Genomic DNA, 11,838 nt, shown 5'->3' on the forward strand with positions numbered 1-11,838 from the left:
CTCGGCGTCGACGCCGTCTGGTTCACCCCCTGGTACGCCTCCCCGATGGTCGACGGCGGCTACGACGTCGCCGACTACCGCGCCATCGACCCAGCCTTCGGCACCCTCGACGAGGCCGAGGAACTCATCGCCGAAGCCGCCGAACTCGGCCTCCGCGTCATCGTCGACATCGTCCCCAACCACGTCTCCGACCAGCACGCCTGGTTCAGGGCCGCACTCGCGGCGGGCCCCGGCAGCCCCGAACGGGCCCGCTTCCACTTCCGCCCCGGCCGGGGTGCCGACGGCGAACTGCCGCCCAACGACTGGCCCTCCCAGTTCTCCGGCGACACCTGGACCCGCGTCCCCGACGGCGAGTGGTACCTGCACCTCTTCACCCCCGAGCAGCCCGACCTCAACTGGTCCCACCCCGACGTCCGCCGCGAGCACGAGGACGTCCTCCGCTTCTGGTTCGAGCGCGGAGTCGCCGGCGTCCGCATCGACTCCGCCGCCCTCCTCACCAAGGACCCGGGCCTCCGCGACTTCGTCGAGGGCGTCGACCCCCACCCGTACATCGACCAGGACGAGATCCACGAGGTCTACCGCTCCTGGCGCGCCATAGCCGACGAGTACGACGGCGTCTTCGTCGGCGAGGTCTGGCTCCCCGACGCCGAACGCTTCGCCCGCTACCTCCGCCCCGACGAGCTCCACACCGCCTTCAACTTCAACTTCCTCGCCTGCCCTTGGGAACCCGGCCGGCTCCGCGCCACCATCGACGACACCCTCGCCGAACACGCCCCCGTGAACGCCCCCGCCACCTGGGTGCTCTGCAACCACGACGTCACCCGCACCGCCACCCGCTACGGGCGCACCGACACCGCGTTCGACTTCGCCACGAAGCGCTTCGGCACTCCCACCGACCTGGAGCTCGGCACCCGGCGCGCCCGCGCCGCCGCCCTCCTCACCCTCGCCCTCCCCGGTTCCGTCTACCTCTACCAGGGCGAGGAACTGGGCCTTCCCGAGGCCGACATCCCGCGCGACCGCATCCAGGACCCCATGCACTTCCGCTCCGGCGGCACCGACCCCGGCCGCGACGGCTGCCGGGTCCCCCTCCCGTGGGAGGCCGAGTCCCCCTCGTACGGCTTCGGCACCGGTACGGAACCGTGGCTGCCGCAGCCCGCCGACTGGGCCCGCTACGCCGTCGACCGGCAGAGCAGCGACGCCGACTCGATGCTCACCCTCTACCGCACCGCCCTCGGACTGCGCCGCACCGTGCCCGGCTTCGGCGACGGCCCACTCACCTGGCTCCCCTCCCCGGACGGCGTCCTCTCCTTCACTCGCGCACACGGCCTGACCTGCGTGGTCAACCTCTCCGACGGTCCCGTCGCCCTCCCTGCCCACGACGAACTCCTCCTCGCCAGCGGCCCCCTCGACCTTGCCGGCACCCTCCCCCCGGACACCGCCGCCTGGCTGCGCACGTGAGCCGCTGCGGGGCCGTACGCGGGATCCCGGAACCCGGTCCACTCACCGGTGTCGAAAAGGGGCCGACGGCGCCGTCCCGGGTATACCGGTGACTTCACGGGGCCGCGCAACACAGAGGGAGAACCGTCATGACGCTTCAGCGGATGGACAACGTCGGCATCGTCGTCGAGGACCTGGACGCCGCCGTGGCCTTCTTCACCGAACTGGGCATGGAGGTCGAGGGCAAGGCACAGATCGAAGGCCTCTTCGCGGACCAGGCCGTCGGACTCGACGGGGTACGCAGCGACATGGCGATGATGCGGACCCCCGACGGCCACAGCAAACTGGAGCTCGCGCAGTACCAGGCCCCGGCCGCCGTGCGCGATGGATCGCGCAACCCGCAGCCGAACACGCTCGGCCTGCACCGCGTCATGTTCGCCGTCGACGACCTCGACGACACCCTCGCCCGCCTGCGCCCCCACGGCGCCGAACTGATCGGCGAGGTGGCGCGGTACAAGGACATCTACCGACTCTGCTACCTCCGCGGTCCCTCGGGCATCATCGTCGCCCTGGCCGAACAGATCGGTTGAGATCCCGAAGAGCCGCTTTCACCTCGGACAGGCGTCAGTGCGGTGGGGCGTCGGCGCCTGGGCGGTGACGATGCGGGGGAGCGCGCCCGGGTGCTCCCTGACGAGCCAGTCGACGAGCTCCTCCCGTACGGCGCAGCGGGTCGTCCACAGGTCGTCGGGGTCCTTGGCGGTCATCAGGGCGCGGACGGTGATACCCGTCGGGGAGGTGTCGGTGACGGCGAGGTCCCAGGCCCGCCCGTCCCAACCGGGGCACGTGCCGAGGAACGTGCGCAGGTGGGTGCGCATCAGATCGACGGGCGCGGAGTGGTCGCAGTGGAGGAAGACCGTTCCCGTCAGCTCGTTGCCTCCGCGCGACCAGTTCTCGAAGGGCCGGGAGGTGAAGTAGGAGACGGGCAGGGTGACGCGGCGTTCGTCCCACGTCCGGACGGTGAGGAAGGTGAGCGTCACCTCCTCCACCGTGCCCCACTGCTCGTCGACGACCACCGTGTCGCCGATGCGGACCATGTCGCCGAAGGCGATCTGGAAACCCGCGAAGAGGTTGCCGAGCGTCGACTGCGCCGCGACGCCCGCCACGATGCCGATGATGCCGGCGGAGGCGAGCAGCGACGTGCCGAGCCCGCGGAACGTGGGGAACGTGACGAGGGCGAAGGCTGCGGCGATCACGCCCACGGCCACCGACACGACCCGGCTGAGCAGCGTGACCTGCGTCCGGACGCGGCGCAGCCGGGCCGTGTCGCGCGTACGACCCGCGTACCGCGCGTACGCGGACTCGACGACGGCCGAGACCACGCGGACGGTCAGCCAGGCGCCGCCCCCGATCAGACACAGCAGGAGGACGTGGTCCAGCAGTGCGGCACGATTCAGCAGAGGTGGCCATTCGGTCACGCGGTAGGACCACCGGAACACGGCGCACAGCAGGACGGCGTAGAGCGGGATACGACAGCGCCGCAGCAGCCCCCAGAGCGGAGTGTCGGGGTGGCGTGCGTCCGCGTATCGCGCGAAGAGCTCCGCCGCCCTGCCGACGGCCAGAGCCGCCAGCACCGAGCAGCCGAGGACGATCGCCAGTCGCACAACGCTTTCCATGACTCCCCACTCGACGAAGGAACGTGGTCGTCCCTCTCGCCTCACCCCACGGGCGTCCGGCAAACACGCGGTGGCAGTGCCCGGGAGGCCGCCGCGGGCCGCGGCACGGAGGGTGAGGCGGCGTGATTCCCGGGGACCGGGGTACGCGAACGGTGCAACCCCGCTCTGGAGGGAGCAACCATGCGTCTGGGACTGTTCATCATGATGATCGCTGCCGGTGCCATTCTCGCGTTCGCGACCGACTGGGAACTCGAATCGGTCGACCTCGATCTGGTCGGGCTGATCCTGATGGCCGTCGGTCTCCTCGGCACCGCCGTCTACACGAGCGTTCTCCGGCGTCGCCGGATGGTGGTCCCGCCCGTGGACCCGACGGTCACCGAAGACCGGCGCGACCTGCTCTGACTCGGCCGGCACGGCCGGCGGCCATGCGGCAGTCCCGCACCATGGTTCCTCCGGTGCGGGGCCTCGGCTCTCCGGCTCGTGGCCGGAGCCGTGATCTTCCTCAGCGCTTCGTACACGCTCGGGCGGGACGCGCGGCGACTCCGCACTGGGCCGACCGCCTGACAACGGCGCCGTTCCGACCAGCCCCGCCAGTCGTTACAACCGGCTGTCGATGTGGGCCATCTACGGCACGTGGGAGCGGGTGTTCATCGCGCTGGTCGCACAGGCCGACGCCGACGACGACCTCAACTGGGCTGTGTCAGCGGACTCCACCCTCGTGCGCGCACACCAACACGCGGCTGGGGCCCGCAAAAAGGGGCCCCAGCCGGCGAACCGGCAGACCACGCCATCGGCCGGTCCCGCGGCGGACCGACCACAAAGATCCACCTGGCCTCCGATGCCTCCTGCCGACCACTGGTCTTCGTGCTCACCGCAGGACAGGCCGGTGACGCACCCGCCTTCGCTCACGTCATGGCCCGCCTTCGCGTTCCTCGACGGCGAGGACGGCCCCGCACCAGGCCGGACGTGGTCCTGGCCGACAAGGCGTACTCCTCCCGCGCGATCCGCGAACACCTGCGCAAGTGAGCGCTTCGTCTGGCGATAACCGCCACATGAAACGTTCGCGCGGAACCGAAACCCCTGGGGTCAGTCCTGATCTTGGCTGTACTGGGCCGCGTACCAACTGGAGTCGATGGCGGGGTTGCGCAGCGCCCCCCAGAATCGGTCGTCAGGTATCGGTGGCAGGGGCTGATCGCCCAGGTCCGCATGCAGGTCCGCACGCCAGTCGAGAGTGAAGTGACTCCGGGTCTCCGCGCTCTCGCACACGGACCTGTACGGGGACCCCCAGATCCCGAGGGCTATTTTCTCCGCGGCCCACCTGCGCGTGTGGTCTCGGCCGGTGTCGGCCTGTGCGAGCACCGCGCGGAGTCGCAAGGCGAGCGGGCCGGTCTGGTCCGGCTGCGGCGGGGTCACACCGCGTTCCCACGCGTCCAGGGCCGTCTTGACCTCCGGGTAGTTGTTCAGGCCCGTTTCGACCGCCAGCCTGCGCAGCTGCTTCCGCGCGGCGTCGACCACCTGCTCATACGGCAGGACTGCGATCAGCGCACCGAGTTCCTCATGCCCGTCCAGGTGGCTCACGTGGAGGAGGTCGGTGGGACTGTAGGACAGGTCCAGTTCTGGCAGCTGCTCATCCGGTGCGGGAAGGGGCTCGTCGGCACTGTACTGCGGACTGGCAGGCGGACGCCCCTCCCAGAACAGCCGGCCGTTGAACGTGACGACACCGGCGTCCCGGCCGCGCTCGAGCGTGCCGGCCAGTTCGGCCAGATACTCACCCAGCGAGTCGGCCTTCCCGAAACCGGTACCGGTCTCGTCGAAGAACCGTCCGATCGCACCGAAGGAGTCCCGCCCGGTACGGCAATCCATCAGAAGACCGTCCGACGTCACGTCGTAAGAACCGAACTTCACGTAATCGTGAAGCCAGTAGTCCTCGGTCTCCCCGTCGAGGCCCTGGTCGATGCCGCGCATGAACCCGGTGTCCCCGAGGATTCCGCTCACTCCGAGCAGCCGGTCGCCCGTGCTGAAGCGGAAAGCCTCAGGTCCCTCCAGCGCCCCGTTGTGCCGGAGGAGTGAAGCGACCAGGTCCGGAGGAAAGGTGACCCCCAGTTCCTGTTGCGCTGCTGCGATCTCCTCGCCGCGTGCAGGCGGCCGAAGCGTGGCAAACGTGCGGGGCGCGTGCTCGCGCAGCCACGCGTCGATGCGAGTCCATGAGTCCTGGACCAGGTCTGATGTCATAGGGCCGACCTTAGAACCAGCGGCTGACAACAGCTTGATCGTTGCTCACCGGCCTTGCCGCCGGGTCGGCGTTCGGGCCGGCAAGCTTCGAGCGGCCACTTGTCCCGGCTCATCAAGCTGCTGGCACCGGACGCTGCAGGTCAATACACCTAGAGGGAAGGGGCAGCGTTGATCGAACGGTTTTCCCGGGCCGGGGCGGGGACTCTGGGGCGAACCGTGGTGAATTCGGAAAGACCCCGTCACAGAATCGTGAAGCGGGCACGCGAACCTGGTGTTCACCACAGCGCAGCACGTGCGCTGCCATCGGGGGGAGTACCGCCATGAGTTCCGTTCGCAGAGCCGCCGCCGTCCTGGTCGCCGTGTCCGCGCTGGCCCTGACCGCCTGCGGGCCTTCCGAGGACGGAGCCGCGGGCGGCGCCGGTGCGCCGAGCGCGACGCCCCCCGCCTCCACCGCCCCGTCCACGCCCGTGAAGCCGACGCCGGCGAAGCCCGCCGAGTCGTCGAAGCCGTCGGGGCCCGCCACGCCGTCGAAGCCGGTCAAGCCCACGAAGCCCGCCGGGACGGGCTCGCCGTCGACCGATCCGGACTACGACGTCTTCCCGTGCAGCACGTACGACGTGACGTTCACGGCGAATCTGGCCGAGGCGACGACCAGCAGCTACCTGCTGAAGATCACCAACAAGAGCGGCAAGCCGTGCCGGGTGATCGGCCACCCGATCGTGACCTTCGGTGACCTGGATGGGCAGGCGACCCAGCGCGGCGCCGCCCCCGGCATCGAGGACGCCATCCGGCTCGCCCCGGGCGAGTCCGCCTACGCGGGGCTCATGGGCGGCCTGAAGGGGGCCACGAGCAAGACGGTCTCCTCGATCGCGATGACCATGGACACCGAGTCCGACCTGAAACAGGTGCCGCTCAAGGCCTCGACGCCCGGCTTCAACGTCTCCCCCGACAACTCCGTCACCGCGTGGATGGACAACGCCGAGGACGCGCTCAGCCTGTGACCGGAGTTCCCCCACAGCCGGCCACGGAGACTCCTCCGTGGCCGGCTGTTCAGGTTTCTTCCGCGGCCGACTGCAGCCGTACGCGGCAGCGCCCGGACCCGGGCCCGGGCACCAGGCGCGCCTCGATCCCGGTCTCGTCGATGCCCTTGAGGACACCGTGCAGCAGACGGAGGTTCATGCCGCACACCGTCCGGGTGCGCTCCCGGGCCAGGGCGTGGAAGGGACAGTCGGCCAGGACGATGGCGTCGTCCTCGTGGCGCGGCTCGAATCCGTACCGATCGAGGAGCTCGAAGACGTCCGCCCGGTTCTGCTCGCCCAGCTGTGTGCCGGGCCTCTCGGCGGCGGAGACGCCGGGGTCGCGTACTTCCTTCGGGGTGTCCACATCGCGCTGCGTGACTTCGGGCCGCTCCTCGGGGCCGTCGCGCTCGCCCGCCTTGCCCGGCGCTACCGCGTCCAGCGGCACTGACCCGTCCGGGCGGGCGGCGCTCCGACGGTGCCACCCCTCCCTGACGACGCGCTGAAGCCCGCATCGGCCCGGCGCGCCGAAACCCGCTTCAGCCCAGGACCGTGGTGTACGCCGCCTCCCGGACCTCCCGATCCGGGTGGCGGCGCAGGCCCACGACGGCCGCTCGGCAGACCTCCGGCCAGTTCATGCGGGTGCCGAGAACCGTGGCGAGGGCGACGGCGAGGAGGCCCTCGACGAGGCCGCCCTCGCCGCCCAGGGCATCGACGGCGGCCAGGGCGGCGGCGGGATCGGCGAGCGACCTGCCGTACAGGTGCGCGTCCTCCATGTCCTCGGCCACCCGCACCGCGAGGACGGGGCGGCCTTCGATCGCCGAGGTCAGCTCGCGGAGCGAGCGCAGCAGTTCGGGCTCAGTCGCCTCCAGGTCGACCGCCCGTACGAGGAGGGCGGTGCGGGTGGCGGTGACCGCCGGTTCGCCCGCCAGCTGCCGGGCCAGGGCGGCACACATCCGGTGGTCCCGGATCGACGAGCCGAGGAGGGATTCCAGGCGACGGCGCGCCGGCAGATCCCCACGGCGCCCGCCGCCCTCCGGTTCGCCGGCGGCGACGAGCGCCAGAAGCCGGTCCACGACGTCGTGCAGCAGGCTGCCGGGCTCCACGCCGCCGATCGGGTGGGGCAGTTCGGACTGGGCGAGCTCCGCCAGCCCGTAGCCCGCCCGATGCGTACGCAAGGGAGAGGCGAGGTCCGTGTAGACGCTCGCGAGGGCGGCGCCGGCCGCGGGTGTGTACCGCGCCCAGTCGCGGAGGCCGAACAGGGCTCGGCCCGCGATCTGTTCCTCGGGTACGAAGGCCAACCGGGCGACGAGCTCGCCGTACCGCGACCGGTGGGCCGGGGCCAGGTCCGCCGGGCTCGGCTCCAGGAGCGCGCTCCTGGCGGCGTCGGGTCCGTCGGCGCACGCCGACTCCAGCAGGGCCCACATCTCCTCGTCCGGCAGCAGCGCCGTGGCCAGCCCGACGACGGTGGCGTGCACGTCCGGATGGAGGCCCGGAGCGCGGCCCACGCCGGACAGGAGCGCGGTCGCGGCGCCCGGGGGCAGATGGCGGGCGGCGAGCCGGGCGGCCGCCTTCCTGACGGTGACCTTCACCCCGGTCTCGCGGGTCAGGACGTCACGGAGCAGGGCCGCGACCTGGCCGGGCCGGGCGTGGGCGGCGGCACGGGCGGCGGCGGACCAGGCGGCCGCCGCCTGGTCGTCGCCCGCGTGGTCGAGCAGGGCGCGGAGGGCCGAGGCCGGGGCGTCGGTGTGGGCGGCCGCGTCCAGAGCGGCCGCCGTCAGGGGGAGCGCGACCTGGTCGGCCGAGTCCTCCGCCGAACCCTCGGCCCCGGCCGCGGTGGGCACCGGGGCGGTGTACCGCCGGAGCAGGGCGCTCCCGAACACCGGCACCGGGGCCACCGCACGGAGCAGCGCGGCACGCTCGTCGAGACCGCGGCCGGCATCGGCGATGACGTCCGCTGCCAGCCGGACCGCGGCCTCCTGCTGCCGGGGCAGCCACCGGTCGGCGTACCGGAAAGGGGGCAACGGCCGGGGCGCGCCCGTCGCGGGGAACCGGCCGCCCGGGAGCGGTGTCCCGGTCAGGGCGCGGTCCAGCAGGTCGGTGCGCTCCGCGGCGAGTACGGCGAGCACCTCGGGCACGAAGACGGCGGACGGCTCCCGCTCCAGCAACCGGGCCACGCGGTCGCCCCGGGTCGCCGGATCGGCCAGCCAGGCCGCCGCGACCTCGCCGAAGACCCCGTCCGGGCAGGTGCGCAGGACCTGTTCGAGACGATCCCGGAGTCCCGGGATCCGGTACGCGTGGCGCCCGCCGGACCTGACCAGCGCCAGCAGGGGCGCGACGTCGCCGTTGGCGATGGCCCGGTCCAGCCACGGCCCGAGTGCGTCGAGCAGGGCGCCGGCCCCGCTGCCGCGCAGCGCCTCGCCGAAACGATCCAGCTCCACCGTTCCGGTGTGGGCGGTGAGCGCTTCCGTCAGGCGTACGGCGGTCGGCAGGGCGGTGGCGGCGGCTTCCGTACCGCCCACGGCGGCGGAGAGCAGGGTCACCGCCAGGGACCGGATCGCGTCCCGGGTCCCGGGCGAGCAGTCCCGGGCCCTCAGGGCGTCCAGGCACAGCCGCTCCAGGGATGCGGACCCGGTGCGGCCCCCGGCGGACGCGCCGGTCCGGAGGGCGGCCACGAGCAAGGGCACCGGCAGCTCGGCGAGGGCGGACAGGGCCTCCCCGCGTACGGGGTCGCGTTCGTTGGTCAGCCGGCCGGCGGCGAGCGCGAGCACCTCCGCGACCTGCTCCGGATCACGGGTGTGGCCGGCGTTGGCGACCAGCCGGTCCCAGATCGTCCCGCGCTCGTCGGGGTCGTTGCTGCGGAGGCCGGCCAGCAGCTGTGGGCGGGCCTCGGTGGTCGGCAGCAGGGCGAGGAGTGGCCAGAGGTCCCAGCTCGCGTGAGCTGCGGCGCGGATCTTCTCGATCTCTGTACGGGCGCGGGCGTGCCGCTCGGCGGTCGGCAGCGGGGCGAGCACCCCCGCGTGCGCGCGGACGTTCCTGTACGGGGCGCCCATGGCGACGACCGCGTCCAGGAACCCGGGCCGACGCGCGGGCGGCACCGACCGCAGCAGAAGGCCGAAGGCCTCCCGGTGGAACCACCGGCCCCCGAGCGCGGGCAGGGACGGCGGGTTCGCCGCCGCCAGCCGCCGCGTGACCGCCGGGCCGGGGGTCCGTTCCCACCGCGCGGCCGCGCGGCCGGGGTCGGCGAACCAGCGCACGACGCGCTCGGCGTCGACCGCGACGAGATCGCCCAGCCGGTCGTGCACCGGGCCGGGCAGGCCGTCGGGGCCGTACCGTTCGAGCAGGTCGAGGACGCGCTCCGGCGCGGCGGGCAGGGCGGCGGCGATTCCGGCGGCGTGTCGCCGCCACCACTGGCCGCGCAACCGCTGGGGAAGGCCCTCGAGTTCCCGCTCCACCTGGTCGAGGACGGCGGCGGGATGGCGGACGGCCAGGGCGCTCCAGTCCTCGAACGCGAGCGCCCCGGCGAGTTCCGGCAGCAGCCGCGCGGTGAACTCCGCCGAGCAGCCCGCCAGCAGGCGGGCCGCGTCCCGGCCGCCGTACTCGGTGCGCACCCGGAGCACCAGCCGCTCGGAGAGTCCGGGCCGCCGCCCGTCACGCAGCAGCCGTGCGAGGTCGGCGCGGACCACGGCGGGCGCGTCGTCGTAGGCGGCCTCGACGGCGGCGTCCGCGACGGGCAGCCGCCGGGCGCCGCGCAGCGCGTACCGGCGGACCACCGGATCCGGGTCGGCGAGCCGAGCCGCAAGGTGGGCCGCCTCCCCGGCGGTCAGGGCCGCCAGCGCGGCGAGCCGGCGCTCGTACGGGCCGCGTGCGTCCAGGGCGGTCAGCAGGGGGCGCAGTGCGCCCCGGGCGGCGAGCCGGTGAGCGGTGACGGCGGTGAAACGGAGCCGGTCGGCGTGCGGCAGGGGTTCGAGGGCGGCGAGCAGCTGCTCGGCAGTGGAGATCATCGCGGGCATTGTGCGCGAGGGTGCGACCCCGACTCCACCGAATATCGGACCGGCCGCGTGAACGACCGCCCTACGGGACGCTCTTCGCGACCGAGGCCCGCCACAGCCGGACGGTGACCCCGCGGGCCAGTGCGGTCCCGATCACCGCCCACGTGGCCGGGTGGGTCCACACGGCGGTGTCCAGCTGCTGCGCGAGGACGAAGACACCCATGACGACGACGAACCAGCCGAACGCCGTGCGCAGCGTGTCCTGCGGGATACGGCCCGCGAGCCGGCCGCCCAGCAGGCTGCCGACCACCGCCGCCGCGGTCACGGTCAGGGCCGGAGCCCAGTCGATCCCGACGCCCGAGAGGTGTCCGGCGAGCCCGGCGAAGGAATTCATCCCGATGACGAGGAGCGACGTGCCGACCGCGACGCCCATCGGCAGCCCGCCGAGGACGGCGAGTGCCGGGACGACGAGGAAACCGCCGCCGGAGCCGACCAGGCCCGTCACCGCACCGACGGCGAGGCCCTCCACCGCGATGCGCTTCAGGGACGGATCGGCACGGACCCGCTCGGGCTCCTCCCGCCACGGCTCCTCCCGGCCGGACCCCTTCCGCCCCGGCTCCTCCCGGCCGGGCCGGGGCCTGCGGAGCATCGCGGCCGCCGTGGCCGGCATCATCAGGGCGAAGGCGACGAGCAGGACCGTGCCCGGAACGTACTCGGCGAGCCGTCCGCCCCCGTACGCGCCGACCATGCTGAATCCACCGAAGAGGAGCCCGGTCCGCCAGTGGACCCGGCGGGCCCGGGCGTGCGGGACCAGCGCGGCGAGGCTGGTGACGCCGACCACGAACAGGGAGGCGGTGATCGCCTCCTTGCTGTCCTGCCCGGCCAGGTAGACCAGGATCGGCACGGTCAGGATCGTGCCGCCGCCCCCGAGGGCGCCGAGGCTGACGCCGACGAGCAGGGACGCCGCGACGACCAGGACGGTCACGACGTGCTCCGCAGCTCCGCGATCGCCGTGCGGACGTCGGGGCGCGGCCCGCGGTTGTACGGCAGCTTGGACAGCAGCACGCCCATGGCGCAGGAGTTGCTGAGGGCCGCGTAGGTCAGGCCGGCTCCGACCGCGGTGCCGATCAGACGGGCGCCCGGGACGAACACCCCGATCAGACCGGTGGCCAGGACGATCGAGCCGGCCACGAGCCGGACCTGGCGCTCCATGTCCCACCGCTCCGGACCCCGGTCGACGGGCGCCCCGGCCGTCTCCCAGGCGACGATGCCGCCCTCCAGGACGCGGAGGTTCGGCAGGCCGCCCTCGGCCAGGGCCTTCTCGGCCTGCGCGGCACGCGCCCCGGAGCGACAGACGAGCACGACGTCCTCGTCGAGGTGGGCGAGGAGCTCGGCACGGTGCTCGCGCAGGGTGTCGAGGGGAACGTTGTACGAGCCCGGGATGTGCGCCGTACGGAACTCACCCGGCGTGCGGACGTCGAGCAGGCG

The 11,838-nt window shown here is 73.1% G+C and carries 10 protein-coding genes and 1 pseudogene; 5 read left to right on the forward strand and 6 right to left on the reverse strand.

The window, feature by feature from the left end; translation table 11 throughout:
* A partial coding sequence (locus CCN56_RS30100) for a glycoside hydrolase family 13 protein (protein WP_086831098.1) occupies positions 1–1,458 on the forward strand: 1,458 nt, incomplete at its 5' end.
* Between the two features lie 128 nt (positions 1,459–1,586).
* Positions 1,587–2,027 (forward strand): VOC family protein, encoded by a 441-nt coding sequence (locus tag CCN56_RS30105; protein WP_086831099.1) that lies wholly within the window; start codon positions 1,587–1,589, stop codon positions 2,025–2,027.
* An 18-nt stretch (positions 2,028–2,045) separates the two neighbouring features.
* On the opposite strand, the gene CCN56_RS30110 is transcribed toward CCN56_RS30105, so the two are convergent.
* Positions 2,046–3,110 carry a mechanosensitive ion channel family protein gene (locus CCN56_RS30110; RefSeq protein ID WP_086831100.1) on the reverse strand — a complete coding sequence of 355 codons (1,065 nt, stop codon included), beginning with the start codon at positions 3,108–3,110 and terminating at the stop codon, positions 2,046–2,048.
* A gap of 180 nt (positions 3,111–3,290) precedes the next feature.
* Between CCN56_RS30110 and CCN56_RS30115 the strand changes: the two genes are divergently transcribed.
* Together CCN56_RS30115 and CCN56_RS30120 are read left to right on the forward strand one after the other, a co-directional pair.
* The gene (locus tag CCN56_RS30115; RefSeq protein WP_086831101.1) at positions 3,291–3,512 is read left to right on the forward strand and encodes a DUF6458 family protein; all 222 of its coding nucleotides are present in this window, start codon (positions 3,291–3,293) and stop codon (positions 3,510–3,512) included.
* Positions 3,513–3,666: 154 nt separating this feature from the next.
* A pseudogene (locus CCN56_RS30120) lies at positions 3,667–4,133 on the forward strand (IS5 family transposase); the annotation flags it as partial.
* A 63-nt stretch (positions 4,134–4,196) separates the two neighbouring features.
* Here CCN56_RS30120 and CCN56_RS30125 read toward each other — a convergent pair.
* Positions 4,197–5,342 (reverse strand): SMI1/KNR4 family protein, encoded by a 1,146-nt coding sequence (locus CCN56_RS30125; protein ID WP_086831103.1) that lies wholly within the window; start codon positions 5,340–5,342, stop codon positions 4,197–4,199.
* Between the two features lie 320 nt (positions 5,343–5,662).
* Between CCN56_RS30125 and CCN56_RS30130 the strand changes: the two genes are divergently transcribed.
* Positions 5,663–6,343: a DUF4232 domain-containing protein gene (locus CCN56_RS30130; protein WP_086831104.1), complete on the forward strand. Its 681-nt coding sequence runs from the start codon at positions 5,663–5,665 to the stop codon at positions 6,341–6,343.
* A 49-nt stretch (positions 6,344–6,392) separates the two neighbouring features.
* Here the strand turns inward: CCN56_RS30130 and CCN56_RS45645 are convergent, their stop codons facing one another.
* From CCN56_RS45645 to CCN56_RS30150, 4 genes are all read right to left on the reverse strand, one after another.
* A complete protein-coding gene (locus CCN56_RS45645) occupies positions 6,393–6,806 on the reverse strand; it encodes a hypothetical protein (protein WP_086831105.1) in 414 nt (137 codons plus the stop codon).
* A 91-nt stretch (positions 6,807–6,897) separates the two neighbouring features.
* Positions 6,898–10,362, reverse strand: a complete 3,465-nt coding sequence (locus CCN56_RS30140) for a hypothetical protein (RefSeq protein ID WP_143664665.1) — start codon at positions 10,360–10,362, stop codon at positions 6,898–6,900.
* Between the two features lie 70 nt (positions 10,363–10,432).
* Positions 10,433–11,335, reverse strand: a complete 903-nt coding sequence (locus tag CCN56_RS30145; RefSeq protein WP_086831107.1) for a sulfite exporter TauE/SafE family protein — start codon at positions 11,333–11,335, stop codon at positions 10,433–10,435.
* Positions 11,332–11,838 (reverse strand): rhodanese-like domain-containing protein (locus CCN56_RS30150; protein WP_256962243.1); only part of this gene is annotated, 507 nt, incomplete at its 5' end. The genes CCN56_RS30150 and CCN56_RS30145, both read right to left, overlap by 4 nt.

The sequence above is a fragment of the Streptomyces sp. NRRL B-24572 genome (genome assembly GCF_002156145.1).
Lineage (GTDB): Bacteria > Actinomycetota > Actinomycetes > Streptomycetales > Streptomycetaceae > Streptomyces > Streptomyces vietnamensis.